The organism is Streptomyces sp. NPDC006476 (assembly GCF_040612015.1).
Lineage (GTDB): Bacteria > Actinomycetota > Actinomycetes > Streptomycetales > Streptomycetaceae > Streptomyces > Streptomyces griseorubiginosus_B.
Window position 1 is genome coordinate 1 of the sequence record NZ_JBEXPK010000309.1, and the last position, 1312, is coordinate 1312.

The window sequence follows — 1312 nt, forward strand, 5'->3', positions numbered from 1 at the left end:
CCGGCGTCCTGCGCACCGACCGCGCCGTCGGCGCCGCCGTCGCGGCGGCCCAGGCGAACGGCGCCACCGTCCTGCAGAACACGCCCGTGGACAGCATCACCGAAACCGGACACGGCGTGGTCGTCACCTCGGGCGACAGAACCTGGACGTTCGAGAAGGTCATCGTCGCCTCGGGCGGCTGGTCGCGAAGGCTGATGCCCGACCACCTCAAGGCCGTCACAGAAACCCATCGGATCGTCCTGACCTGGTTCCTCGCCCAGCACAGCACGCAGTTCTCGCCGGAGTACTTCCCCGTCTTCAGCCGGCTGTACGACGACCGCTCCCTCTACGGTGCACCCGCCGTCGACGGCGTGACGGTCAAGGCGTCGGTGGACGGACCACTGGACGGGCGCGGAAGGGCAACCCCCGACCCGGACTCCGTGCCCAGGGAACCCACCCGGGAAGAAGCCGAGAAGGTCACCGAGACCGTCACCGAGTTCCTTCCCGGCCTGACCCCCACCATCGTGCGCTCCGACGCCTTTCCCGAGCTTTTCACCGAGGACAGGCACCCCCTCCTCGGCTGGCTGGAGGAGAACAGCAGGGTTTACTGCGCTGCCGGATTCTCCGGTAAGGGCTTCAAGACGGCGACCGGCTACGGCCACATCGCCGCACTCGAGGCGCTGGGCAAGCAGACCGTCGAAGGGCTGGACTTCGTGCGTCCGGGCCGGTTCAAGACCAGGTAGTCCCCCATTTCAGCCGCCTCGGCGCACGCCCTTGCCACCGAGACGGCGGGAGGGCTCGCATGGGCCCCCTGGTCCGTCCCTCACCCGCGGGCGCGCACGAGGCGCTCGCCTGGCAGGCCGAAGGCCCGTCGACCAGCGGCCGGCCGAATGCTTGTTGAGGGCTGTCAGTTGGTCGTCGATCCCCGGGAACCCGGTCGGACCGCCCGAACCGGCCCTGCCCGATGGTTGTACCGGGCTCGCTATGGTCATCACGTGACTAACCCGACCTCACGCGACTACAACAAGGCATCGGTCCTCGACGTAGTCCTCTCCACGCGCCCCTGACTCGGAACCAGCTCATCGAGCTGACGGGCCTGAGCAAGGCCACGGTGTCCCGAGCGGTCCAGGAGCTGCGGGCCGACGGCTTCGTCATCGACAGCGGGGTCGACGAGGTCACCGGCCGCGGCCGCCGCTCCACCTACCTGGACATGCCCGGAACGACCGGGCACGTCGCCGGTGTGATCGAGTCGCCCCAGAACGCTGCGCAGGGTCTTCTCGCTCGGCACCCGGTAGCGGCCAAGGAGTGGGTGGTAGGGCAGGCCGAAGGCGGC

The 1312-nt window shown here is 69.2% G+C and carries 1 protein-coding gene and 1 pseudogene; both read left to right on the forward strand.

Features of this window, described 5'->3' with window-relative positions; all coding sequences use genetic code 11:
- On the forward strand, positions 1 to 722 hold a 722-nt coding region (locus tag ABZZ74_RS54250; RefSeq protein ID WP_356951460.1), incomplete at its 5' end, for an FAD-dependent oxidoreductase.
- 368 nt (positions 723 to 1090) lie between these two features.
- Positions 1091 to 1312 (forward strand): annotated as a pseudogene (locus ABZZ74_RS54255) (hypothetical protein); the annotation flags it as partial.